General features: G+C 71.3%; 19 protein-coding genes and 1 pseudogene. 10 read left to right on the forward strand and 10 right to left on the reverse strand.

Annotation, left to right across the window (positions count from 1 at the left end):
• Positions 1–19 precede the first annotated feature (19 nt).
• The 3 genes from OU416_RS25280 to OU416_RS25290 form a co-directional block, all read right to left on the reverse strand.
• Entirely contained in the window at positions 20–916 is an 897-nt protein-coding gene (locus tag OU416_RS25280) for a hypothetical protein (protein WP_270929498.1), read from the reverse strand.
• Between the two features lie 21 nt (positions 917–937).
• Positions 938–1666, reverse strand: coding sequence for a PIG-L deacetylase family protein (locus OU416_RS25285; RefSeq protein ID WP_270929499.1), 729 nt, complete (start codon positions 1664–1666; stop codon positions 938–940).
• 122 nt (positions 1667–1788) lie between these two features.
• A complete protein-coding gene (locus OU416_RS25290) occupies positions 1789–2100 on the reverse strand; it encodes a hypothetical protein (protein WP_270929500.1) in 312 nt (103 codons plus the stop codon).
• Between the two features lie 218 nt (positions 2101–2318).
• Here OU416_RS25290 and OU416_RS25295 point away from each other — a divergent pair, with 218 nt between their 5' ends.
• Positions 2319–3110 carry a 3-hydroxybutyrate dehydrogenase gene (locus tag OU416_RS25295; RefSeq protein ID WP_270929501.1) on the forward strand — a complete coding sequence of 264 codons (792 nt, stop codon included), beginning with the start codon at positions 2319–2321 and terminating at the stop codon, positions 3108–3110.
• Between the two features lie 35 nt (positions 3111–3145).
• Positions 3146–4462, forward strand: a complete 1317-nt coding sequence (locus OU416_RS25300) for an MFS transporter (RefSeq protein ID WP_270929502.1) — start codon at positions 3146–3148, stop codon at positions 4460–4462.
• A 157-nt stretch (positions 4463–4619) separates the two neighbouring features.
• On the opposite strand, the gene OU416_RS25305 is transcribed toward OU416_RS25300, so the two are convergent.
• Positions 4620–4907, reverse strand: a complete 288-nt coding sequence (locus OU416_RS25305) for a chorismate mutase (RefSeq protein WP_093155052.1) — start codon at positions 4905–4907, stop codon at positions 4620–4622.
• Positions 4908–5273: 366 nt separating this feature from the next.
• Positions 5274–5951 (reverse strand): DedA family protein, encoded by a 678-nt coding sequence (locus tag OU416_RS25310; protein WP_270929503.1) that lies wholly within the window; start codon positions 5949–5951, stop codon positions 5274–5276.
• 439 nt (positions 5952–6390) lie between these two features.
• Between OU416_RS25310 and OU416_RS25315 the strand changes: the two genes are divergently transcribed.
• A complete protein-coding gene (locus tag OU416_RS25315) occupies positions 6391–8862 on the forward strand; it encodes a UvrD-helicase domain-containing protein (RefSeq protein ID WP_270929504.1) in 2472 nt (823 codons plus the stop codon).
• Between the two features lie 29 nt (positions 8863–8891).
• On the opposite strand, the gene OU416_RS25320 is transcribed toward OU416_RS25315, so the two are convergent.
• Positions 8892–9770 (reverse strand): LysR family transcriptional regulator, encoded by an 879-nt coding sequence (locus OU416_RS25320; RefSeq protein WP_270929542.1) that lies wholly within the window; start codon positions 9768–9770, stop codon positions 8892–8894.
• Between the two features lie 314 nt (positions 9771–10084).
• Between OU416_RS25320 and OU416_RS25325 the strand changes: the two genes are divergently transcribed.
• A complete protein-coding gene (locus tag OU416_RS25325; protein ID WP_270929505.1) occupies positions 10085–11119 on the forward strand; it encodes a YncE family protein in 1035 nt (344 codons plus the stop codon).
• On the opposite strand, the gene OU416_RS25330 is transcribed toward OU416_RS25325, so the two are convergent.
• From OU416_RS25330 to OU416_RS25340, 3 genes and pseudogenes are all read right to left on the reverse strand, one after another.
• Entirely contained in the window at positions 11086–11433 is a 348-nt protein-coding gene (locus OU416_RS25330) for a VOC family protein (protein WP_270929543.1), read from the reverse strand. The two genes, OU416_RS25325 and OU416_RS25330, sit on opposite strands and share 34 nt — an antisense overlap.
• Positions 11434–12013: 580 nt before the next feature.
• Positions 12014–12142, reverse strand: a pseudogene (locus OU416_RS25335) (TetR/AcrR family transcriptional regulator); the annotation flags it as partial.
• 371 nt (positions 12143–12513) lie between these two features.
• Positions 12514–14145, reverse strand: coding sequence for a class I SAM-dependent methyltransferase (locus tag OU416_RS25340; RefSeq protein WP_270929506.1), 1632 nt, complete (start codon positions 14143–14145; stop codon positions 12514–12516).
• A 384-nt stretch (positions 14146–14529) separates the two neighbouring features.
• Here OU416_RS25340 and OU416_RS25345 point away from each other — a divergent pair, with 384 nt between their 5' ends.
• Complete coding sequence (locus OU416_RS25345; RefSeq protein WP_270929507.1) at positions 14530–15003, forward strand: GbsR/MarR family transcriptional regulator; 474 nt, start codon at positions 14530–14532, stop codon at positions 15001–15003.
• Between the two features lie 21 nt (positions 15004–15024).
• On the opposite strand, the gene OU416_RS25350 is transcribed toward OU416_RS25345, so the two are convergent.
• Entirely contained in the window at positions 15025–15723 is a 699-nt protein-coding gene (locus OU416_RS25350; RefSeq protein WP_270929508.1) for a M23 family metallopeptidase, read from the reverse strand.
• A gap of 671 nt (positions 15724–16394) precedes the next feature.
• On the opposite strand from OU416_RS25350, the gene OU416_RS25355 reads away from it, so the two are divergent.
• The 5 genes from OU416_RS25355 (at position 16395) to OU416_RS25375 (ending at position 23116) form a co-directional block, all read left to right on the forward strand.
• Complete coding sequence (locus OU416_RS25355) at positions 16395–18032, forward strand: hypothetical protein (RefSeq protein WP_270929509.1); 1638 nt, start codon at positions 16395–16397, stop codon at positions 18030–18032.
• Positions 18033–18326: 294 nt separating this feature from the next.
• Positions 18327–19493 carry an ADP-forming succinate--CoA ligase subunit beta gene (gene sucC, locus OU416_RS25360; RefSeq protein WP_270929510.1) on the forward strand — a complete coding sequence of 389 codons (1167 nt, stop codon included), beginning with the start codon at positions 18327–18329 and terminating at the stop codon, positions 19491–19493.
• A gap of 3 nt (positions 19494–19496) precedes the next feature.
• A complete protein-coding gene (gene sucD, locus OU416_RS25365; RefSeq protein ID WP_093155036.1) occupies positions 19497–20381 on the forward strand; it encodes a succinate--CoA ligase subunit alpha in 885 nt (294 codons plus the stop codon).
• A 172-nt stretch (positions 20382–20553) separates the two neighbouring features.
• Positions 20554–21423 (forward strand): DUF5336 domain-containing protein, encoded by an 870-nt coding sequence (locus OU416_RS25370; protein ID WP_270929511.1) that lies wholly within the window; start codon positions 20554–20556, stop codon positions 21421–21423.
• Between the two features lie 178 nt (positions 21424–21601).
• A complete protein-coding gene (locus tag OU416_RS25375) occupies positions 21602–23116 on the forward strand; it encodes a cell division protein PerM (protein WP_270929512.1) in 1515 nt (504 codons plus the stop codon).
• Positions 23117–23335 lie beyond the last annotated feature (219 nt).

Genomic DNA, 23335 nt, shown 5'->3' on the forward strand with positions numbered 1-23335 from the left:
CATCCGTGACCGGATTTCGTCAGCCGAGCCGCTCGTCCGAGTTGATCAACGGCTGCGCGCCCCGCGCGTAGCGCAACTCGCGCCGCTGGGTCCGCACCGAGCCGTCCGGATCGGTCACCCGCAGCGTGTGCACGGTGCTGGTCGGGGTGACGTAGACGTCGACGACCCGGATCGACTCGGCGCCGGAGTACCTGGCGGCGAAGGCCTCGTAGCCCTCCTCCTCCAGGCGCCCGGTGGTCAGCGCGTACGCGGAGCGCAGGTCCCCGCGCCCGATCGCGGCGTAGTAGTCGTCGCTGCGCTGCTTCATCCCCTCGGTGTCGGTGAACGACAGCAGCTGCGGCATCTCGGTGGTCCGGGGGCGCGTGGTCGTCGGTGCCGGGCTGGCCGACCCGGTCGGCCTGGGCGTGGTGGCCGTTCCGGGGGCCGGGTGCGGGCCGACCGCGTCGGACGGAGGTGGCGGGTGCACCGAGCCGATCGGGCGCACCGCCTCGGGCCGCGTCGGATCACCGGTGAGGAAGTAGCGATCCCGCTCGTCGTCCGGCAGCAGCGGCGGGTACTCCCCACCGCGCGGGATGGGGCCGGTCGGCAGGTCCATGCCGTCGATCCGCGTGGTGCCGGACAGCATCGAGGTGACCAGCACCAGCCCGCCCAGCGCCGCCGCCGACGAGGCGATCGCGAACCACGCCGCCTGCCGCCAGCTGCGCGGCGGCGTCACCGAGGCGGGCACCATGCCCAGGTCGAACTTGTGCAGGCCGCCGACCGGCGCGGTGTCCACCAGCGGATCGGTCGCGGCGAGCGCGCGCGGGACCGCGGGCGTCCAGTCGATCGCCGATCCGGTCCGGCGGTGCCTGCCGCGTTCCGGGGCCGGCGGCCAGTCGAGCTGACCGCTCCAGCCGAGGGTTCTGCCGCTGTGCATCGGAGGCCTCGACTTCCTGCGTCACGCCGTGTCGACTACGTGGAAGGCCTCGGCCAACCGGCCGGGCATGCCGTGCCGCTCGGCGGTGCGGGTCAGGTGTCGCCTGATCATGCCCGCCAGGTCGGCGAGGTGTGCGGTCTGCGAGCGGTGCGCGGCGAGCGCGGCGAGCTTGGCCTCGAAGCGGTCGGTGATGTCGACCGCGTGGTTGACCCGGTCCTCGGGGGATTCCGACAGCCACAGCTGGTCGACGGTCCACGGCTCGAGCCCGGCTTCGAGCAGCTCGGGGAAGGCGAAGGCGTTGCGGGCGTCCGGGTAGACGGCGGCCAGCGCGGCCTCGCCGACCGCGCGGTGGTCCGGGTGCGACACCGGCAGGTGCGCCCAGTTGATCTCCGGGGAGTGCGTGATCACCCGGTTCGGGCGGAACTCGCGGATCACCTTCGCGATGTCCCGGCGCAGGCCGAGGTCCGCGACGACCTGGCCGTCCTGGTAGCCGAGGAAGCGCACGTCGGTGACGCCGACGGCGGCCGCGGCGGCCCGCTGCTCGTCCTGCCGCAAGCGGGGCACGTCCTCGCGCGGGGTGTCGTCGAACCCGCCCGCGTCACCCGAGGTGCAGATGCAGTAGCCGACCTCCACGCCGGCGGCGGTCCAGGTGGCCACGGTGCCCGCGGCGCCGAAGTCGACGTCGTCGGGGTGCGCGGTGACCACGAGGGCGCGTTGGAACCCCGCAGCCGAGCCCGCCGGAGTGGTCATGGTCACAGCCTACGGTGCAGCTGGGAAAACTCCGGAGCGGGGTCGTGCGTGTGCGGCGAGTGATCGACGCGGGCCGTTCGGAGGTTCGATCTGACCCGAACGGCCCAACTTCGCGCCGTCGATCAGTACTGGCCGTTGCGGAACCGGCTCTGCGTGGTCTGGAGCGCCTTGAGCGAGCCGAAGCCGCCGCCCGCACCCAGGATCATCGCGAAGATGTCCGCGCCGAAGCCGCCGCCCGCGGCGATCAGGAACGCCAGCAGCGTCACGCCCAGGCCGGCCCCGGCGATGGGGAGCCGCTTCTTGGCGAAGTCGGCGGCGGGCTGGCCGCCGGCCCGCTTCTTCGCCGCAGACGTCAGCATCGCGAGATAACCCGCGTGCCCGGCGGCGGCGAGCACTGCGGCGAGTGTCACGAGGAACGCCACTAGAGCAACCATGGGCACAGTCTGCCTTGTCCCGGTGCTGCCCGGTATGGGTGATATCCCTGAATGTCCTCCTCCGGGTCCGCGCGCGGTCTTCGCGAGGCGCGGTCGGGGGTGCCGAAGGCGGGGCCTGAAGTGCTGGCTTCCGCGCCCGGCGCCGCGCGGGCAGCCCCGGAATTGCTTGTGCTCACCCCCTGGATTGAGACCCGAGTCACGCCTAGGTTCTTAAGGCTATGGGTGATCGCTCGACCGGATCGGATCGAACCGACACTGCGCCCGCCACGGGTCTGGCGGGCAAACGGGCCTTGGTCACCGGAGCGGCCAGCGGGATCGGCGCGGCGGTGGCCCGGCGGTTGGCCGACGCCGGGGCGGAAGTCGTCGCCGTCGACCGGGCCGCGGCCAAGGTGCAGGCGCTCGCGACCGAGATCGGGGCCGAGGCCATGGTGGTCGACCTCGACGACGCGGAGGCCGCGGCGGACCTCGGCGCCGGCGCCGACATCGTGGTCAACAACGCGGGCATGCAGCACGTGGCGCCGGTCCACGAGTTCCCGGCGGAGGTCTTCAGCAGCATGCTGCGGGTGATGGTGGAGTCGCCGTTCCGCATCGTGCGCGCCGCGCTGCCGGGCATGTACAGCCGCGGCTGGGGGCGCATCATCAACATCTCCTCGGTGCACGGCAAGCGGGCCTCGCCGTACAAGAGCGCCTACGTCACCGCCAAGCACGCGATCGAGGGGCTGTCCAAGTCGATCGCGCTGGAAGGCGCGGCGTACGGCGTGACGTCGAACTGCCTGTGCCCCGGATTCGTCCGCACCCCGCTGGTGGAGCGCCAGGTCGCCGAGCAGGCCCGCTTGCACCGGGTGCCCGAAGCCCAGGTGGTCGAGGACGTCCTGCTGTCCCGGACCCCGGTGAAGCGCCTGGTGGAACCCGACGAGGTCGCCGCCCTCGCGATCTGGCTGTGCGGCCCCGGCACCGCGTCGGTCAGCGGCGCCTCGTTCTCGATCGACGGCGGCTGGACCGCGAACTGAGCTCTGGATCCCGGTTCGGCAGAGAGGACGTCGCGATGACCACCCAGTCACCTCCGGAGAGGTCGTCCACCGCGCGGGTGGTGGTGGCGAGCCTGGTCGGCACCACCGTCGAGTGGTACGACTTCTTCCTCTACGGCTCGGCCGCCGCGCTGGTGTTCAACAAGCTGTTCTTCCCGGCGCACGACCCGCTGGTGGGCACCATGCTGGCGTTCATCACCTACGCGGTCGGGTTCATCGCGCGGCCGCTGGGCGGGCTGGTGTTCGGCCACTACGGCGACCGGCTCGGCCGCAAGAAGCTGCTGGTGCTGAGCCTGATCATGATGGGCGGCGCGACGTTCCTGATCGGCTTGCTGCCCACGTACCAGGCGGCAGGCGTGGCGGCCCCGCTGCTGCTGACCGTGCTGCGCCTGGTGCAGGGCTTCGCGATCGGCGGCGAGTGGGGCGGCGCGGTGCTCATCGTCTCCGAGCACGGTTCCGCGCGGCACCGGGGTTTCTGGGCGTCGTGGCCGCAGGCGGGCGTGCCGCTGGGCAACCTGCTGGGCACCGCGGTGCTGGCGGTCCTGGCCGCGGTGCAGACCGAGGAGGCCTTCCTGGCCTGGGGCTGGCGGATCGCCTTCCTGCTGTCCGGGGTGCTGGTGCTGATCGGCCTGTGGGTGCGGCTGGCGGTCGCGGAGTCTCCGGTGTTCCTGGAGGCGGCCAGCAAGGCCGCGGAGCGGGGTGAGGCGGACAAACCGCCGATCCTGGAGGTGCTCCGCCGGTACCGCCGCGAGGTCCTCACGGCGATGGGTGCGCGGTTCGCGGAGAACGTCGTGTACTACGTGCTGACCTCGTTCGTGCTCACCTACGTCGCGGTGTTCCTGGAGCTGCCGCGCGGGCTGGCGCTGAACGCGTCGCTGATCGCCGCGGTCGTGCACTTCATCAGCATTCCGCTGTGGGGTGCGCTGTCGGACCGGATCGGGCGGCGGCCGGTGTACCTGGTGGGTGCGATCGGCACCGGCGTCTGGGCGTTCGCGTTCTTCACGATGCTCGACACCAGGTCGTTCTTCATGATCACCTTCGCCACCACGGTCGGGCTGGTGCTCCACGGCGCGATGTACGGCCCGCAGGCCGCGTACTTCGCGGAGCTCTTCGGCACCCGCGTGCGGTACTCGGGAGCGTCGATCGGCTACCAGCTGGCGTCGATCGTGGCGGGCTCGCTGGCCCCGATCATCGCGACCGCGCTGCTGGCGGGCTTCGGCTCCGCCGTGCCGATCTCGATCTACGTCGCGCTGTGCTCGCTGGTCACCGTCATCGCGGTGGTGCGGTCCCCGGAGACGCACAAACGCGACCTGGCGGCCGACCACGGCGTCTGACGGCCGGGGTGGGCGGCCGGTCCGGCCGCCCACCCGCCGATCACGCCGTTGCCCGGGGTTCGCCCGGGGTGCGGCTCTGGAGCGAGCGGAGCGTTCGCGGGTGAGCGGTCCGCTCGCTGCAGAACAGCCGTGCGGTGTGGGGCTTGAAGCCCGCGGGTCAGTGGCCCAGGCGGCCGCGGCCCAGGCGGAGCAGGATCATCGCGAGTTCGCGGCCTTCCGGGCCGAGTTCGCGGTAGCGGGCGAGCACGTCCATCTCGCGGTTGTAGACGATGCGCGGACCGCCTGCGGCCATGCGGGCCTGACCGATCTGGCGGGAGACCTCGGCGCGGCGCTTGATCAGGCGCAGGATCTCGGCGTCCAGGTGGTCGATCTCCCCGCGGAAGTCGTCGATGGTCGCCGCGGTCTGCTCGGCCTGCGGCTGGTCACCGTCCACTGTGGCGTTCATCGGGCGTTGTCCTCCAGCTCCGGCCCCAAGTCCCGGCCCGGGAACGCGAAACGCCCCGGGTCCGTAGGGACTCCGGGGCGTTCGTAGTGGTTTTCGAGCTCACGCAACTACGGGCGCCGGAGTCCCGGGCCCGTAGAAAAACTCGTAAGTCTGCGCTCGCACGGCTCCAGTGTGCCACAACTCGCCTGCGCACAGCGATGAGGTGGACCACTCATCCCACAGGGTGAACAAATCGGTGTATCGATCACTTGTTCGAGTTATTTCGGTGGAATCCGCGCTGGGTTGCCCGGATCTTGGGGTCCATGGAGATCGACGCACCGCTTTCCGCGCCACCGCCCACGACGAGTTCGGAGGACCCCGTGAAGATCAGAACGCATTCCGCCCGGCGCAGCCCTCGACCGGTTCCGGCGCCGCCCGCTGCGCGGCGTTCCGGCGAACGCCGCGGAACACCAGAACGCCCGTGGCGACGGCGGCCACCGTGGTCAGCGCGATCATCGTCCAGCCGTAGCCGACCGCGCGGGCTGCTTCGCCGAACAGCACCGCGACGGTCGTCTGCACGCCTGCCCAGAGCATCGCCGCGATCGCCACCAGTCCGAGGAACCGGCGGTACGGCATCCGCAGGGTGCCCACCACCGCAGGCACGACCGCGTGCACCACCGCGACGAAGCGCATCGTGATCAACGCCCGCCCGCCGGACTCCTGGACGACCTGCTCGGCGGTCCGCCACCGGCGGTCGCCGATCTTGCGCCCCAGCCAGGTGCCGCGGAGGCCGGGGCCGAGCAGGCGGCCCAGCCAGTAGCCGCCGCTCGACCCGAGAAGGTTGCCCAGCACCGCGGCGGCGAACAGGGCGGGCGCCCAGCTGGTGCCGAGGACGGCGACGGTCAGCAGCAGGGTGGCCTCGCCGGGAACGAGCACACCGATGAAGAGGGAGGTTTCCAGCACGAGCAGAACGAGCGCGGCCAGCACGCAGAACCACGGGTTGAGCGTCGCGGCCCATGCGATGAACGCCCGGATCGCGATGTCGATCTGGTTGATCAGGTCCATGCACGGCTCATTCCGCAGTGGGTCGGGTGGGATCGGAACCACCGTCCCGTCCGGTGCCGCGCTGCGGATCGGGGGAGTCCCTGAGCCGCTCCCGGAGTTGTCCTCCGTCGACGTCGACGTCGGTGGTCGGGCTCACGGGTCCGGCTCGCGTCCGGCCGGTTGCCGGGACAGGCGCACGCGGCAGCATGCTCTGCGGTGGGTCGAGTGCTCATTGTTGATCTTTATGTCCGTTGTGCGCAAGTCGGGGTCGGTGGGGCGGGCTTCACCGGGGGTCGGTGGCGGTCGGCTGGGGCCGGGCCGGTGGGCCGGGCCCGCCGCAGGCCGCGGCGTCGCGGGAGCGCGCTCCGCGGAGTCGCGCCGGGCGGGACCCGGGCCGTGGGAGGGCGCGGTGCCACGGGATTCGGGCTTTGTCCGGGGCGGCCGGTAACGTGGATGAGCGATGAGCACCCCACTCGACCTCCAGTGGAACAACGATCCGTTGTCACCCGCCGAACCCGGCCACGCCGGGCGGCGCGGCACGGACCCGGAAGCCCTGCTTGCCGGCCTGAACCCGCAGCAGCGCGACGCGGTGGTGCACACCGGATCGCCGCTGCTGATCGTGGCCGGTGCCGGGTCGGGCAAGACCAGGGTGCTGACCAACCGGATCGCCTACCTGCTCGCGGGCGGGGCGCACCCGGGCCAGATCATGGCGATCACCTTCACCAACAAGGCCGCGGCCGAGATGAAGGAGCGCGTCGCCGACCTGGTCGGTCGCCGGGCCAACGTGATGTGGGTGTCGACGTTCCACTCGATGTGCGTGCGGGTGCTGCGCCGCGAGGCCAAGGTCCTGGGGCTGTCGTCGAACTTCTCGATCTACGACGCCGACGACTCCCGGCGGCTGATCACCATGATCGCGCGGGAGCAGGACCTCGACTCCAAGCGCTACCCGGCCCGCACGCTCGCGGTGCACATCTCGAACCTGAAGAACGAGCTGCTGTCCCCGGAGACCGCCGCCGAGCAGGCGGGCAACGACGTGGAGCGCAAGGTCGCCCAGGTCTACGCCGCCTACCAGCGCCGGCTCGTGGAGTCCAACTCCATGGACTTCGACGACCTGATCATGCGGACGGTGGAGCTGCTGCAGAACCACCCGGACGTCGCGGAGCACTACCGGCGGCGGTTCCGGCACGTGATGGTGGACGAGTACCAGGACACCAACCACGCGCAGTACGTGCTGGTCCGCGAACTGGTGGGCACCGAGGCGACCGAGGACGGCGTCGAACCGGCCGAGCTGTGCGTGGTGGGTGACGCCGACCAGTCGATCTACGCCTTCCGCGGGGCGACGATCCGCAACATCGAGGAGTTCGAGCGGGACTACCCGGCGGCCCGGACGATCCTGCTGGAGCAGAACTACCGCTCCACGCAGACCATCCTGTCCGCGGCCAACGCGGTGATCCGGCGCAACCCGAACCGCCGCGACAAGCGGTTGTGGAGCAACGCGGGCGACGGCGAGCAGATCGTCGGCTACGTCGGGGACAACGAGCACGACGAAGCGGCCTTCGTGGCCGGCGAGATCGACCGGCTGGTCGACTCGGGCGACGCGACGTTCAACGACATCGCGGTGTTCTACCGGACCAACAACCAGTCACGAGTGTTCGAGGAGGTGTTCATCCGGCTCGGCCTGCCCTACCGCGTCGTCGGCGGGGTGCGCTTCTACGAGCGCCGCGAGGTCCGGGACGCACTGGCCTACCTGCGGGTGCTGGACAACCCGGACGACACGGTGAGCCTGCGCCGCATCCTCAACGTGCCCAAGCGCGGCATCGGGGACCGGGCGGAGGCCGTGGTCGCGGTGCACGCGGAGCAGGAGCGGATCTCGTTCGCCCAGGCACTGCGCGCAGCTGCGGACGGCCGGGTCGCGCTGCTGAACACCCGGGCGCGCAACGCGATCTCGGGTTTCGTGGCGCTGCTCGACGAGCTGCAGCAGGTGGCGGCGGAGTCCGATGTCGCGGAGATCCTGGAGCAGGTGCTGGAGCGCACCGGCTACCGCGCCGAACTGGAGGCCAGCGACGACCCGCAGGACGCCACGCGGGTGGAGAACCTGACCGAGCTCGTCACGGTGGCGCGCGAGTTCATCGAAGCGCGCGCCGGGGTGCCCGCGACCGGGGCGGAGGGCGAAGCCGATCCGTCGGCGGAGGCCGTGGTCACCGCTGCGGTCCCGGCCGCCGAGGACGACGAGGAGGCTGCGCTGGGACTGCCCGCGGACGACTCGCTGTCGGCGTTCCTGGAACGGGTCTCGCTGGTGGCCGACGCGGATTCGCTGCCGGAGTCGGGCGACGGGGTGGTCACCCTGATGACCCTGCACACCGCGAAGGGGCTGGAGTTCCCGGTGGTGTTCTGCACCGGCTGGGAGGACGGGGTCTTCCCGCACATGCGGGCGCTGGGCGAACCGGCCGAGCTGGCCGAGGAGCGGCGCCTGGCCTACGTGGGCATCACCCGCGCCCGGCAGCGGCTGTACCTGTCCCGCGCGCTGATGCGGTCGGCGTGGGGGCAGCCGATGACGAATCCGGCGTCCCGGTTCCTCACCGAGATCCCGGAGGAGCTGCTGCACTGGCGCCGGATCGAACCGGAGCGCGCCGCCCCGCAGGTGCGCAGCACCTGGGGCAGCCGCGGCGGTGGGTTCGACCGCACCGGCTCCGACTCGGCGCAGGCCGGGCTCTCCGCCCGGGGCATGCGCAGCACCGGCATGAAGGGCTGGAAGGACACCGTCTCCATCAAGCTGGCGGCCGGTGACCGGGTCACCCACGACAAGTACGGCCTGGGCACGGTGCTGTCCACCGAGGGCGAGGGGCCGCGGGCGACCGCGACCATCGACTTCGGCACCGCCGGAACGGTGCGCCTCATGCTGATCGGCAGCGTCCCGCTGACCAAGATCTGACTCCTCCGGTGGTCGCGGTCCGGCTTGGTTCAGCCGAGGTCTGCTGCCGCTCCGCGGATCAGGTCCAGCAGCCAGCGGTGGGCGGCGTCGACGTCGTTGCGCGGGTGCCAGGCCATGCCGATGCTCAGCGGCGGCAGGTCGAGCGGCACCTCGAAGGTGCGCAGGCCCGCGTGCCGAGCGGCGGATTCCGTTGCCAAGCAGACGAGATCGGTGTCGCGCGCGAGCAGCAGTGCGGTGGTGTGGCTCGGAAGCACGACCGCGACCCGGCGCTCCAACCCGAGTTCGGCGAGCCGGTCGTCGACGGGCCCTCGGGCCCGGCCCCGCCGTGACACGCTGATGTGCGTCGCTGCGGCGAACTTCTGCGGGCTGACCTGGCCCCGGGCCAGCGGGTGCTCCGGCCGGACGGCGCCGACCAGGCGCGTGGTCGTCAGCGGCGCGGTGCGGGCCTCGGGATCCAGGTGGTCGAGCACGCCGACCTCGACGTCCACCGATCCGTCGCGCAGCGCCGGGGTGCCTTCGGCGGCCTCCGGAACGAACCTCAGCACCATTCCGGGAGCCGTGCCGGCGGTCCGTCCCAGCAGCGCGTGAGTCAGCGCGCTGGAGAGCAGGTCGCTGCTCTGGAGGGTGAAGGTGCGGGTCAGGGTCGCCGGGTCGAACTGGTCGCCGGGCGTGAGCAGCGCTCGGGACCGCTCGACGACCGCGTGCACCTCGTCGCGGAGTTCCACGGCGCGCGGCGTCAACACCATGCGCTGTCCAGCGCGCACCAGGAGCGGATCGCGCAGGATTCGGCGGATCCTGCCTAGGGTGCGGCTCATCGCCGCGGGCGAGGTCCGCAGTCGCTCCGCCGCGCGCGTCACGCTCTGCTCGCGGAGCAGGGCGTCCAGCGCCACCAGCAGGTTCAGATCCATCGTGGACATTCCGCGAACTCCGTTGCGCGACACAGCTCACACCCGGCGTGGGTGCCTGGGCCACCGGCATTATTGCGCGCTGGGCAAGGATTCCGTGCCGATTCCGCCATGGCGGCGGTGGCGTTCGGCGTCGAAGGTGGGACACGAGCTCGCGAACGCGGGCACCGCGGCAGCAGGCCGGAGGACCGGTTCCCGCCTGGCTGCCGGCTTCAGTCGCGGCACGCGCTCGGCACGTGTCGCCCACCCGCGCAGCGTGCGCCGGTGCTCGCCCGATGAGCACGCCACCCGCGCCGAACGAGATTGGAAAGAGCCGCATGAGCTCAGGAGACGTGCTGGCAGTGGTCGCGCAGAGCGGCCCGGCGGTCGGCTTCTTCGACGCCACGACCCACCGGCACCTCGACACGGTCGAGCTGCCCGCAGAACCGCACGAGCTGTGCTTCGACCCGGAGCACCGGGTGCTGTACTGCACGATCACCTACCGATCGGGCTACTACCACGAGAACGGCGGCCGGGCCGCCGAGCTCGTCGTCGTGGATCCGGACGAGCGCGCGATCGTCGACGTCATCGACCTGTCGCCGGAGCACGGCCCGCACGGCCTGGCGCTGGACGGTGCCCACCGGCGGCTCTACGTCAGCGTCGAGGAAGGCGCGGCCGGGCCCGGCGGCGTGGTCGTGCTCGACACGCGCACCCGCACGCAGATCGGGCGCATCGACACCGAGGCGCCCGGTCCGCACTGGTTCGCCATCACCCCGGACGGCCGTCGCGGATACGCGAGCAACAAGGAAGCTCCGTTCGTCTCCGCCGTGGACCTGGAGACCGGACGGCTGCTGCAGCGCGTGCCGGTGCCGGGAAGCGAGGGCATCGCGGTCTCCCCGGACGGGACCCGGGTCTGCGTCGCGACCCCGTACGCCGCGTTCGGCGGGCACCGCAGCGCGCCGAACGGCGTCCTGGTGATCGATGCGGTGACCGGTGAGCTGCTGCGCACCCTCCCGACCGAGGGGCAGGTGATGCCGGTGCACATCACCGGCACCGGCCTGCTGCTCGCCGGTGAGCTGCGGATGTCCGGTGGCGGATCGGGCCTGGGCAGGCAGCGGCCGGGCCGGTTGCTGATCTTCGAGCTGGGCAGCTGCGAACTGCTGGGCGCGGTCGAGGTGGGCGAATTCCCGCTCACCATCACGTCCTCACCCGACGGCGCCCGCGCCTACGTCTCCGCGGTGGTGTCGTCCACGGTGTCCGTGGTCGATCTGGAGAACCACGAGGTCCTGGCCGCGCTGCCCGTCGAGCGCCGCGGCGAGCCGGGTGCGCACGGCCTGGCCTACGTGCCGGGGCGCGGGTGCTTGGGCTCGTAGAGCCCGATCTCCGCGCCGCTGGGCAGCCGGAACGCGGTGAGCAGTCCCCAGCCCTCGTTGCTGACCGTGCGGGTGATCTCGACGCCCTGGTCCTGCAGCTCACCGATGGTCGCCGAGAGGTCGTCGCACATCAGGTAGAGCTCGCAGGTGGGGGCCGCGTCGGTGGGGTGGGTGGCCAGTTCGGCGGGTGGCAGCCCGAAGATCAGCCACCCGCCACCGGCGTCCACGGACTCGAACCCGAGCACGTCCCGGAGGAACGCCCGGTCCCGCTCGGCGTCCCGGCTGAACAACAACAAGTGCGCACCGTTGATCATCACCCCGACCTCCTCGGCCAAACCGTGCCACGGACGGTGCAAGACCGCTGGCCGGGCCGATGGGCTCGCGGCGTCGAGTCGCGGCCTCGGTGCGAAGAGATCGCCTCAGGGACTCGAACGCGCTCGATCCGCAGGGAGCGCGCTCCACAGCGCGATCAAGGCGTCGGCTCGCTCGGATGCTGCGCGGTCGTCGCCGGGCGCCAGCACCACGCGGTGGAGCTGAGCGTCTATCCCGTGCACCAGCAGCACAGCGGTCAACTCGGGGTCGGGAGCATCGCCGGAGCTGTCGTGCGATGCCCGGTGCCAGTCGGCTGAAAAGCCGTTGGACTTGCGCGACTCCTTCGACTGTTCGCGGCGTGTGCTCGTAGAGCAGGTTGTGCATGCCGGAGTGCTTCTCGTGCGCGTTGAGCGCGCCGGTCACCAGAGCGCGCACCGCATCGCTCCACTGTGGAGGAATCTGCGCAACGTCGTGCAGCACCTCCAGCAGATCGGCTTCGACCTGCTGGAGGTGCTGTTCGCCGAGCGCGTGCAGGATGGCGCGCTTGTTCGGGAAGTACTGGTACACCGAGCCGATGGAGACGCCAGCGCGCTCCGCGATGCGGTTGGTGGTCGCTTCGAGTCCTTCGCGCTCGAAAACCTGAGCAGCAGCTTCCAGGTGGCAGTCCCGGACCTGCCGGGATGCGGACGCACCCGGGTGCCGAGGCGGCATCGCATCCGCTACCCGGACTGGCAGGGCGTGGCCGCCGATTTCCTGCGCTCCGAGGCGACTTCGAGCGCCCCGCTGCTGATGGGTGCGAGCGCGGGCGGCATGCTCGCGTACGACGTCGCGACCAGGACGGGTTCGGCCGAGGTGGTGCTGGCCCACCCCGCCGCTGACACCTGGGCCCCGGTGGAGCTGAGCCGATCGTTCTTCGACCGCCTCGCCGGCCCGAAGGAGCTGGTCGTGCTGCCGGAGGCCGGGCACGACCCGGTCGAAGCGCCGGGCGTCGAACGGCTCCTGGCCGCGGCGGTGTCCTGCTGAACCGCGGCGCAGGAGCAAACGGGTCCCGAAGCTCCTGCGCCGAGCCCGGCACCGCCGGTTCAGAAGCGGTAGCGCAGCATCCGGCCCATGCGGCGAACGGCGGTGATCTGCCCGGAAGCGCGGATGGCAGTCCGCATCGGCATGGGGTAGCGATCGATCTCCGGCGCATCGGTGAACGCCCACTCGTTCACCAGCCGCAGGCCGGGAACGCTGGCCTCCAGGTCTCTCGGGTCGTCGATTCCCCAGTGCAGGCGGGCCCCGGCGTGCACCACGGCGGGGTTGAACCGGTTGGACAGCCGAACGCCGAAGGTGCTGAAGGCGTCGAAGATCAGCTCACCGCTCGGGAAGTGCCGGGTGATCCGGCGCAGCAGGTCCAGGCCGTCCTGCTCGGTCAGGTACATCACGAGGCCTTCGGCGACCACCAGCACCGGCTGGTCGCCGCGGATCCCGTCGAGCAGCTCGGGCGAGGTGACCGAGGAACCGATGGTGCGGCGGTGCGGCGACGCGGGGAAGAACCGATCGCGGAGCGCGATCACGTCGGGCTGGTCGACGTCGTACCACTCGACGTCCTCCGGCGGCGCGATCCGCTCGAACCGGCTGTCCAGACCGCAGCCGAGGTGCAGCACGGTCGTGCCGGGCCGCAGGGCTTCCTCGGTCCACTCGTCGATGATGCGCGCGCGCATCGCCACCGAGGCGGTGTTGCGGGAGCTCATCTTGAACTTCGAGAAGTCGAAGTCGATGCGCTGCACCGCGTCGTCGGCCCAGCGGTCGCCGAGCATCGGCCGTTCGGACCGGTTGTCCAGCGCCCGCAGGTAGACCGTGGCGAGCATGGTCGCCTCGGCTCCGGTGAGCTCGACCTGCTCGCGGGGCTGGTGCTCGAAGCTGAAGCGCAGCAGCCGCATGGAGTCGCGCAGGGACGGGACGGCGGTCATCGCCTTCGCGATGATCCGCTCCGCGGCGGGCATCCTCGCCGCGTCCGACAGGCCCACCACCGGTCGCTCGCACCGCAGCCGGAGACCGGGCACCCGGAGTTCGAGCGCGTGCACGTCGCCGATGGCCCAGTGGAACTCGGCGCCGGTGCTCTGCAGGAAGCGCGAAGCGCTGGAGGCCTTGACGGTCCACGGCAGCACGGCGTCGAACATCATCTCGCCGGCCTCGAAGCGTTCGACGAGCCGCCGCAGCATGGCGACCCCGTCCGCCTCGGTCAGGTACATGGTGAGCCCCTCGGCGATGACCAGCGTCGGCCGGCCGGTGGGGATCTCGTCGAGCCACTCCGGGTCGGTCGCCGAGCTCGCGATGGTGCGGTAGTTCGCCGGGGTCTCCGGGTACAGCCGGTTCCGCAGCTCGATCACGTCGGGCATGTCGACGTCGTACCAGAGCACGCCGTCGGGCAGCGCGAGCCGGAAGGCCCGGCTGTCCAGGCCGCAGGCCAGGTGCAGCACCACGGCGTCGGGGTGTTCGGCGAGGAAGTCGGTGGCCCAGGCGTCGAGCTCCTTGGCGCGCAGGATGATCGCCATCTGGTTGCCGGAGCCGAGTTTGAGGCTGGAGAAGTCGAAGTCGATGCGGTCCAGCAGCCGATCTGCGGCCTCGTCGCCGAGCACCGGGTCGGGTCTGCGGTTGTCGAGCGCCCGCGCGTAGAGCGGACCGAGGAGAGTTCGTTGCGCACCGGTCAACCGGATCTGTTCGGACACGAACTCGAAGCTACACTTGTTTCACAAATTTGTGAAATCAAAGTACCGTATAAATTGTCCTCGTGACCGAGGAAGCAGGTGAGGATCGGAGCGCGGCACCCCTGTATCAACTCCAGCCCTGCTCAACCGCACCTCAGGGGACCGTGATGCAACCCAGCCACAAGAAACCCCAACACGCAAGATCACGTCCGAACGCAACCACCACTGAAAATCGCGGAGAGGCGGGACAGAGCATGACACTCCTGTGTCAACCCCAGCCCTGCTCAACCGCACCTCAGGGGACCGTGATGCAACCCAGCCACAAGAAACCCCGACACGTGAGATCACTCCTGAACGCAACCACCGCTGAAAATCGCGGAGAGGCGGGACGGGGAGAGGCAGGGCATGTCCGAGCAGCGTGATCCGGACGCCGTCCGGCAGTTCGTCGAGCGGTTCGCGCTGGACCTCGCCGGCGCCGGAGTGCCGCGCATGGCAGCGCGGGTGTTCGCGAGCCTGCTGGTCGCCGACGAAGGGCGGCGCACGGCGGCGGAGCTGGCGGAGGTCCTGGAGGTGAGCCCGGCCGCGGTCTCCGGCGCGGTCCGGTACCTGACGCAGGTGAACCTGGTCGCGCGAGAACCCGTCCCGGGACAGCGGCGCGATGAGTACCGCGTGCTCGACGACCTCTGGTACGCCAGCATCACGAACCGGGAGGCGCGGCTGGCCGATTGGGACCGGACGCTGGCCGAAGGTCAGGCGGCGCTGGGGGAGAGCTCGGCGGCAGCGCAACGGCTGGCCGAGACGCGCGAGTTCTTCGAGTTCCTCCGCGAGGAGGTCCCGGCGCTCATGCAGAAGTGGCACCGGCAGCGCCGGTCGTCATGACCGGCCGCCGGTGCCACCTGGTCACGCCGGGGAGATGCCGCGGGCCTGCATCCAGGGCAGCGGGTTGATCTTCTTGCCGCTGGAGTTCCACACCTCGAAGTGCAGGTGCGGTCCGGTGGAGAAGCCGCGGTTGCCCATGGTGGCGATCTGGTCGCCCGCCTTGACCTTCTGGCCCTCGTCGATCGTGATGGTGTTGACGTGGCCGTAGACGGTGATCGTCCCGTCCTCGTGCTGCACCCGGACCCAGAGGCCGAAGCCGCTCGCCGGGCCCGCTTCGATCACGGTTCCGTCCGCGACGGAATAGATCGGGGTGCCCTTGGAGTTGGCGATGTCGATGCCGTAGTGCGTGGTGCCCCAGCGCCCGCCGAAACCGGAGGTGAAGATGCCGCTGGTGGGGAGGACGAACTTGGGTGCCCGGGCCGCTTCCTCGGCGGCGCGGCGGGCCGCCTCGCGCTCCTGGGTGAACCGTTCGCTCTTGTTGAGCTTCTCGACCTCGGCGCTGACGTCGGTGGCCTGGGCGATCGGGATCATCGCCGGCGCGGGGGCGCTGCCGCCGACTCCGTCGTAGGTGGCCTGCTCGGCCATCGCCGTGTTGAAGGAGGCCGAGGCGTCCGCGGGGTTGAAGTCGTCGCGCTGGTCCGGGGCTGCGTGCCCCTCACCTGCGGCGAGCGATTGCCCGGCGGCTGCGAAAGCACCGGCGGCAACCGCGGCCACGACCACGCGGCCGCGCCAGACGGATGCAGTTGAGGGACCCCGGTTCTTGCCCGGACTACTGGAGGGGTCGTCGGGGGACGCCTCCGGGTGATCCGGACGTTCTTCGCCGCCGGGGGAGCGGTGCTGAGCCAATGCCTGCCCTTCCGTCTCGGGGAGTCGGATCACGCATCCCGGGTCGGGGTTCCGGGTGCCGGTCGGGGAACCGGTCGGAGGTTGTCCTTCGTGATCAGACCGTGACAACGGACCGGGGGACAGTAACCAAGCTGATCCCCTAGGGGCAAATCCCCGTACGTGACGTGTTGGGCACGGTGCGTGTTCGAATGCGCGCCTTCGGGCGCGGGTGTCAGACCCGTGCGGATACTGGGAGTGGTCGTCGCGCAGTGGAGCTGCCTGCGGGTTCGTGATCGGCGGCTGGCGGCCCGATCGGTCCACGGCTCGACCTCGGGTGCCTCGATTCAGTGACCCCGCCGTGGTCATGAGTGACATAAGTCACAGCTCAAGAGCGGCTTGATGAGGATCGTCAATGCTCCGTTCGGGCGGTCGACCTCGGGGATGCCCCTGACAGGCCCTGGTCGGTGCGCTCGTGCCGCCCCGGGGTTGCTAGCGTCTGCGCGGTGACTGCGCGGCCCGACCTCCCGTCCGGCGGTTCTTCGGCTCCGGCCACGAATCCGCAGCCAGTGCCCACGCTTCTGCGCGCCGCGATGGTGGTGTCCGTGGTCGGCGCGGTGCTCACCGGCCTCGGGCCGCTGATCGGCCTAGTCGCTCCCAGCGCATCAGCCGCCTTCTTGTCCTGGCCGCTGCTGCTGGTCCTCGCGCTGCTCCCGGCCGGGCTCGCCGCCGTCTTCATCCGTCGCGGGCGGCTGGTCACCGCTGCGGCGGTGCTGATCGGGCCCGCGGCGCTCGCACCTGGACGGCTCGCGCTCGACGCGCAAGTCCTCGCCGATCCCGCGCTGGCCGCGCGCCCGGAACTGCTCAAGCTGGCGAGCCTCGACGTCTTCTCCCCGTCGATCGGCGCGTGGCTGCTGCTCACCGGCCACGTGGCGGCGATCGCCGCGGGTTTCCTGGCAGTGCGCAGCGTCGGGCCCGGCGGCGAGGAATCCGACGGGCAGCACCAGCGCCTGCTCACGCTCGTCTTCTGCGTCAGCGTCCCCGCCGTGGTCGGCGTGATGATGGCCCCGTTCTCCTCCGAAGATCCGTACCTGCTGCCCAAGCACGCCCTCGACGCTCCGGTGGCGGTGCTGATCGGCAGCGTGCTGATCGCCGTCGGGGTGCCCGCTGCCGCCGGCTACCTGGCCGGATCCGTCGACCAGGACTTCACGCGCGGCGGGCTGCTCGGCCTGGCCGCCGCCCTGACCGGTGTCGTCGTCCCGCCGCTGATCGCCGCGGCCGTGCTCGCCGAGGTCAGCTTCTCCTGGGGCCCGATGCTGGGGCTGATCGCGGCGTTCGCGCTGGTGGCGCTGGCGATGCCGGGCGGGCGAACCCGCTCCGGCGAGGTGGGCGAAGACCTGCACCTGCCCGCGCTGAACAGGTTGATCACCACCTCGGCGGTGCTGGCCCTGGTCGCCGGGGCGCTGACCGTGCTGGCCGCGCTCGCGCCGCAGGTGGAGATGCCGTTCGGCCTGCGCGACCCCTCCCCGTACCCGGCGCGGATGCTGTGGCCTGCCGGGATCGTGCTGCTCCTGGTCGGTGCGGGCCTGCTGGCGCCGCGTCTCGCGCTCCGGGTGCGCCCGCTGCTGCCGGTGGTCTGGGTCCTGGTGCCGCTCGCGGCGACGAGCGTGCTGGACGCGGTGTTCACCGCCGTGCAAGCCGCGGGTGCGGACGCCGAGATCGGTGCGTGGTCGGCGGGAGTGGCGGTGCTGTTCGCCGTCGCGGCCGCGATCGTCGCCGCGGTGGCCGGAGCGGTGGAGCGCGACGAGGTGGACCTCACCGAGATCGCGATGCGCCGCCCGGTGCTGATCCCGGCACTGGTCTCGCTGGTCCTGGGCGCCGCCGCTTTCAGCCTGCCGGTGGTGACCGCGCCCGACTACGCGGCGCCCGGCGTGTTCGCCGAGTTCGGCACCACGTCGTGGGGCCTGCTGATCGCGCTCGCCGCGGTGGTGGCCGCGGCGGTCCTGGCGCCGATGTGCCGCCCGCCGCGAGCTGCCGCGCTGCTCTGCGGGGCGGCCGTGGTCGTCGCCGTTCGAGTGCTGGAGTACCCGCTGACCGCGGAACGCCTGCCGGGCTCGGAGCCCGGCACCGGGCTGTGGTTCGGCATCGCCGGGGTGCTGGCGCTGCTCGTGTCCGCCGTGGCGGCCATCCGGACCAAGGCGTCCTGAGCGAACGGCCGCACCGGAGGGCGTCCGCGGACGGCCGGATCACCCGAATCGACGCCTTGTCCGGCCCGCCACGCCTGGCCCAGAATCGGACCGACACCGTCACGGTGCGCTGTTCCGTTCGTCACCACGAACGTCCACGTTCGACCTGCCGAGCAGGCGAATCACCGCGCCGGACGGCTCGACCAGGCGTGATGGCCCACCTCAGGTGAGGCAGTTCACCGGACGCGCCGCCCCATGCTTCGTCGCAGGTCGATATCGTCACCGAGTCCGACACCGACGTCGCAGGAGAGTCGAGTGGACCTGTACGAGTACCAGGCGAAGGAACTCTTCGCCTCCCACGGCGTGCCGACGCTGCCCGGCACCGTGGTGACAGAACCCCAAGGGGCCAAGGCAGCCGCTGCAGAACTGGGCGGGCCCGTCGTAATCAAGGCTCAGGTGAAGACCGGGGGTCGCGGTAAGGCCGGTGGCGTGAAGCTGGCCGAGACCCCGGAGGAGGCCGAGACCAAGGCCGAGGCGATCCTCGGACTGGACATCAAGGGCCACGTCACCCGCAAGGTGCTGGTCACCACCGCCTCCGACATCGCCGACGAGTACTACTTCTCGTTCCTCCTCGACCGCGCCAACCGCAACTTCCTCGCGATGGCCTCCGTCGAGGGCGGCATGGAGATCGAAGAGGTCGCCGTCTCCAAGCCGGAGGCGCTGGCCAAGGTCGCGATCGACCCGATCCAGGGCGTGGACAAGGCGAAGGCGGAGGAGATCGTCGCCGCCGCCAAGTTCCCGGCCGAGGTCGCCGACCAGGTCGCTGACGTCATCGTTCAGCTCTGGGACACCTTCGTCGCCGAGGACGCCACCCTCGTCGAGGTCAACCCGCTGGTCAAGGACCCGCAGGGCAAGATCATCGCGCTGGACGGCAAGGTCACGCTGGACGAGAACGCCGCGTTCCGCCAGCCCGCGCAGTCCGAGCTGGTCGACAAGGACGCCGAGAACCCGCTCGAGGCCAAGGCCAAGGAGAAGGGTCTCAACTACGTCAAGCTTGACGGCGAGGTCGGCATCATCGGCAACGGTGCCGGGCTGGTCATGTCCACGCTGGACGTCGTCGCCTACGCCGGGGAGAAGCACAACGGCGTCAAGCCGGCGAACTTCCTGGACATCGGCGGCGGTGCCTCCGCCGAGGTGATGGCGGCCGGTCTGGACGTCATCCTCGGCGACCCCGAGGTGAAGTCGGTGTTCGTCAACGTCTTCGGCGGCATCACCGCCTGCGACGCGGTCGCCAACGGCATCGTGCAGGCGCTGAAGATCCTGGGCGACGAGGCCACCAAGCCGCTGGTCGTCCGCCTCGACGGCAACAACGTCGAAGAGGGGCGCCGCATCCTCGCCGAGGCCAACCACCCGGTGGTCACCGTGGTGGACACCATGGACGGCGCGGCCGACAAGGCCGCCGAGCTGGCTGCGGGGGCATGAGGCGTGGCTATCTTCCTCAACGAGAACAGCAAGGTCATCGTTCAGGGCATCACCGGCTCTGAAGGCACCAAGCACACCGCTCGGATGCTGCGCTCCGGCACCAACATCGTCGGCGGCGTCAACGCCCGCAAGGCCGGGCAGACCGTCGAGATCGAGGGCAAGCAGCTCACCGTCTTCGGCTCCGTCAAGGAGGCCATGAAGGAGACCGGCGCTGACGTGTCGGTCGTCTTCGTGCCGCCGAAGTTCGCCAAGGACGCGGTGCTGGAGGCCATCGACGCCGAGATCGGCCTGGCCGTGGTCATCACCGAGGGCATCCCGGTGCACGACTCCGCCTACTTCTGGGCGCACGCCAACGCCACCGGCAACAAGACCCGGATCATCGGGCCGAACTGCCCCGGCATCATCTCGCCCGGCAAGTCCAACGCGGGCATCATCCCGGCCGACATCACCGGCCCGGGCAAGATCGGTCTGGTGTCCAAGTCGGGCACCCTGACCTACCAGATGATGCACGAGCTGCGGGACATCGGTTTCTCCAGCTGCGTCGGCATCGGTGGTGACCCGATCATCGGCACCACCCACATCGACGCGCTCCAGGCGTTCCAGGACGACCCGGAGACCGAGGCCATCGTCATGATCGGTGAGATCGGTGGCGACGCCGAGGAGCGGGCGGCCGACTACATCAAGGCCAACATCACCAAGCCGGTGGTGGGCTACGTGGCCGGTTTCACCGCCCCGGAGGGCAAGACCATGGGCCACGCGGGCGCCATCGTCTCCGGTTCGTCGGGCACCGCCGCGGCGAAGAAGGAGGCCCTGGAGGCCGCAGGCGTCAAGGTCGGCAAGACGCCGAGCGAGACCGCCAAGCTGATGCGCGAGATCATCAAGGGCTGAGCCCGATCTCGAACGGTCATCTCGGGGCCGGACACCTGCGGGTGTCCGGCCCCGACGACTGTCCCGACCCGGGCGGGTGGCGGCTCTTGCCGGTACACCGGGCTCGGTTGATCGGATACCGTCGGTTCGACGGCCCTCGTCCCCGAATGTCCATTGAGGAGTGTCTCCAGGCATGTCCGCCCCATATCCCCCGTCGCGGAAGTCCAGCTCGGCCGGTCCCGCGCTCGGTTTGAAGGAGATCCTGGCACTGGTGGCGGCCGGGGCCGGTCTGGTCGGTTACCTGATCGGCTTCTTCAGCGAGATCGCCGGTGTGCTCCTCGGCAGCCTCGCCGGCTTCTCCTTCATCACCGCCGCGGCGCTGGCGGGACTGCGGTTCGTCCCGAAGACGCCGAACGCGATGTTCGCCGCCGCGCCGCTGTCCGCTTACGCGACCCTCGCGCTGCTCCAGGACCTCGTCGGCGGCAGCTCCGGCGGCATCGTCGTGGTGCTCCTGCTGCTGGCCATCGCGCAGCTCGGCGGCGTGCTCGGCATCCTGCTGATCGACGGTGGCCTCATCAACGCCCCGGAGAGCCTCGGTTCCGGCAAGTCCTCATCCGGTCCCGGCGGGCAGCCCGGCCCGTTCCAGCCCGGCCCGCAGGGCGGCCCCGGCAAGCCCGGTGGTCCCGGCGGGTGGAGCCCCGCCGCGCCGCCCGCGCAGCCCGGGCAGTTCGCGCCGGCCAGCGGTGGCTGGAGCCCGGCCACCGGTGGCCAGCCGCAGCAGCCGGGCGGGTGGAACCCGTCCTCGGGTGGTTCCCCGGCCCCGAACCAGTCCGGTCCCGTCGGCCAGCCCGGCCCGGGTGGGCCCGGCAGTCCCGCTGGTCAGGGCGGCTTCGCCGGGCAGGGAGGTCCTGCGGGGCAAGCGCCTGCCGGGCAGGGCGGCTCCGCGAACCAGGGGCCGACCGGGCAGGACGGCTCGTCCGGTCAAGGGGGCCAGTCCGGGCAGGGTGGCCCGCAGGGCACCCAGCAGATGCCGCACCCCGGGCTCAACCCGCCGGGATTCTGATCGCTGAAGCTCCGTTGACGCACGGGCGGCCCGAGGCCGCCCGTGCGTTCTTTTTGGCCGGGGAGCCGGTGCAGCGGGCCCCAGAACGTCCTAAGTAGACGTTCGAGGTCGCCCGATGGGTGGATTCAGCGGCGTGGTGTGACCCGTTCGGCGGAATTGTGGTGCGACATTCGGCGGCATGTCCGTGCTGGAGTCGATCCCCCACGCCATCGCCGACGGCCACCGCGAGCGCAGGCTCGGCCTCCGCTGGTGGCTGCTCGTCGGCGCGACCTGCGCAGTCCTGATCTGCGGCTACCTGGTGTCGGCCGGGCTGATCGCGCTGATCACGGCCACGGCCACCAGCGCCGCGTTCAACCCGGTCGCGGTGTTGCTGGCCGCTCTCCCCGGCTGGCTCGCCCTGCACCAGTCGGCGCTGACGATCGCGGGCGCGCCGCTGAGCGTGCTCCCGCTGCTCCCGACCGCGATCGTGGTGGTGCTGATCGCGGCAGCCTCGGCCTGGGTCGCCAGGCGCTCCAGGCTGCGGCGGCCCGACCAGGCCTGGCCGCTCATCGCGACCATGGGGCTGGTGCACGCCTTCGTCGGCGCGAGCATCGCCCTCGTGCTGACGGGCCCGTTCAGCGCTGTCCCGGTCGACGCCTTCCTGAGCTGCGGCCTGACCGCCACCGCCGCCTCGGCGGCAGGTGTGGCGAACCGCTGCGGGCTGATCTACCTGGTCTGGGAACGGGTCGAGGCCGGAGTGTGGTCGGGTCTGCGCATCGGCCTCCTCGCGCTCGCCGCCGCGTTCACCGCTGGTGGCGTGGTGCTGCTGATCGGGATCTGCGCGTCCGCGCCGGACATGGTCGCCTCGATGTCGCGGTCCGGTGGTGCCGGTGACGCGTTCGGGACCTCCCTCCTGTCGCTGCTCTACCTGCCGAACGGTGTGCTGGCGGGCTGGGCCTTCGCCGTCGGTACCGGCCTTTCGCTGGGCGGACTGGCGGTCCAGCCGCTGCACGGCACGCCCGGTCCTGGACCGCTGCCCGACCTGCCGCTGCTCGCGGTCCTGCCGTCGCAGCCGGGGATCGGCTGGTCGGCCGTGGCCCTGGCCCTGCCGCTGGCGGTCGGTGCGCTCGTCGGTCTTGCGTGCCGCCGAGTCCCCGGTGGTGCGGCCCGTCGACTGCTGGCGGTCGGCGTGGCGGCCTGCGTCGCGGCACTGGGTGTGCTGGTCCTCGCGTACGTGGCGGGCGGTGAGCTGGGCGGTGGGCCGTTCAGCCCGGTGACGCTGCGGCCGCTCGCGCTGGCCGCGGCGACGATGTGCTGGATCGCGCTGCCCGCGGCCGCCGTCACCTGGTTCGCCGGCCCGGTCGTCCTCGACGAATCGCCGACCACGCAGGCGGACGAGGCCGAGAGCGCAGAGGACGCCGTCGCCGCGCCGGACGCCGATGAGCCGGAAGCCGGCTCCGCCGCCCCGGAGGTGAACGCCGTCGAGCCCCAGGCCGAAGCGGACGGCGCCGATCAGTCCACTTCGGATGCCGAAGACGAGCTCGATGCGCTCGACCCGGAGGGCTCCGGCCCGGAGATCCCGCACGCGCGTGAACCCATCGCCCCGAGCTCACCCGGGCCCGCACGGTCGGAGATCGACCCCAGCGAGTTCGACGGCGCCGTCGACGAGCCCTGGAGCGAACCTCGCTCCTCGGCGGAGACCCGGAACGACTAGCACCGGCTCGCCCGCGCCGGCGGATCCGGACGGTTCGGGCAGATGGTGCCGCCCCGGTGAGTGCTGCGCCACTCGCCCGGGCCCTGGCCGCGTCCGCCCCGCCATCAGCGCTTACGCTCTGGGAGAGATCGTGCCCAGGCATGTCAGGAGCGAACGCTGAACCCGAGTACGACCGACCAGTCGAACACAGCCGCGTCGCCCACCCGGTTCACCACCGCC

Origin of the sequence: Saccharopolyspora indica, assembly GCF_027853965.1 — a bacterium.
In the GTDB taxonomy this organism is placed as follows: Bacteria; Actinomycetota; Actinomycetes; order Mycobacteriales; family Pseudonocardiaceae; genus Saccharopolyspora; species Saccharopolyspora indica.

Excerpts from the sequence above, each read along its gene's own strand:
- OU416_RS25300 (WP_270929502.1), top strand. The coding sequence starts at position 3,146 with ATGACCACCCAGTCACCTCCGGAGAGGTCGTCCACCGCGCGGGTGGTG.
- OU416_RS25285 (WP_270929499.1), bottom strand. The coding sequence starts at position 1,666 with ATGACCACTCCGGCGGGCTCGGCTGCGGGGTTCCAACGCGCCCTCGTG.
- OU416_RS25295 (WP_270929501.1), top strand. The coding sequence starts at position 2,319 with ATGGGTGATCGCTCGACCGGATCGGATCGAACCGACACTGCGCCCGCC.
- OU416_RS25325 (WP_270929505.1), top strand. The coding sequence starts at position 10,085 with ATGAGCTCAGGAGACGTGCTGGCAGTGGTCGCGCAGAGCGGCCCGGCG.
- OU416_RS25310 (WP_270929503.1), bottom strand. The coding sequence starts at position 5,951 with ATGGACCTGATCAACCAGATCGACATCGCGATCCGGGCGTTCATCGCA.
- OU416_RS25305 (WP_093155052.1), bottom strand. The coding sequence starts at position 4,907 with ATGAACGCCACAGTGGACGGTGACCAGCCGCAGGCCGAGCAGACCGCG.
- OU416_RS25375 (WP_270929512.1), top strand. The coding sequence starts at position 21,602 with ATGTCCGTGCTGGAGTCGATCCCCCACGCCATCGCCGACGGCCACCGC.
- OU416_RS25330 (WP_270929543.1), bottom strand. The coding sequence starts at position 11,433 with ATGATCAACGGTGCGCACTTGTTGTTGTTCAGCCGGGACGCCGAGCGG.
- OU416_RS25345 (WP_270929507.1), top strand. The coding sequence starts at position 14,530 with ATGTCCGAGCAGCGTGATCCGGACGCCGTCCGGCAGTTCGTCGAGCGG.
- OU416_RS25280 (WP_270929498.1), bottom strand. The coding sequence starts at position 916 with ATGCACAGCGGCAGAACCCTCGGCTGGAGCGGTCAGCTCGACTGGCCG.
- OU416_RS25315 (WP_270929504.1), top strand. The coding sequence starts at position 6,391 with ATGAGCACCCCACTCGACCTCCAGTGGAACAACGATCCGTTGTCACCC.
- OU416_RS25370 (WP_270929511.1), top strand. The coding sequence starts at position 20,554 with ATGTCCGCCCCATATCCCCCGTCGCGGAAGTCCAGCTCGGCCGGTCCC.
- OU416_RS25320 (WP_270929542.1), bottom strand. The coding sequence starts at position 9,770 with ATGGATCTGAACCTGCTGGTGGCGCTGGACGCCCTGCTCCGCGAGCAG.
- OU416_RS25290 (WP_270929500.1), bottom strand. The coding sequence starts at position 2,100 with ATGGTTGCTCTAGTGGCGTTCCTCGTGACACTCGCCGCAGTGCTCGCC.